The 446-nt window shown below is 54.9% G+C and carries 1 pseudogene; it reads left to right on the top strand.

Features of this window, described 5'->3' with window-relative positions:
* Window positions 1-365: 365 nt before the first annotated feature.
* Window positions 366-446, top strand: a pseudogene (locus M2S36_RS25250) (DUF3077 domain-containing protein); the annotation flags it as partial.

Genomic DNA, 446 nt, shown 5'->3' with positions numbered 1-446 from the left:
CGAACACCTGTCAGCCCTGACGCATTCTCAAGACATGCCCCCAGCAACCTACAAAAATCCCAGACTCTTCCTACGCCTCGGGACTGGCAACTCCACCCCCTGCGAAATACCCTACAACCTCTGTCGACACGCGTCTGATTGTTCCTGCAAATCCCGCACTCTAGGCTTTGCCTGTCGCTGACGGTTCAGCGATCGGGTGTGGAAACCTGGCAAGACATATGATGATTGTTGACATGACAGCTGTACGCGGGAGGCTTTCGGGCCTACCGGGTTCATCATATGCCTGGTTTTCCACCCCGTGTGCAGCTGTCACCCCAATGTGTGGAAACGGACGGGTGGCACATAACTCATATGATGACCATTCCATGACCGACGAAACCAAAACCACCCCCGGTGTCACCTACTTCTACCAAGGCGAAGGCCAAACCCATCCGCTGTTCCGTATC

The organism is Pseudomonas sp. SF2, assembly GCF_036858055.1.
Taxonomy (GTDB): Bacteria; Pseudomonadota; Gammaproteobacteria; order Pseudomonadales; family Pseudomonadaceae; genus Aquipseudomonas.
This window is presented reverse-complemented; position numbering and strand designations above follow the sequence as displayed.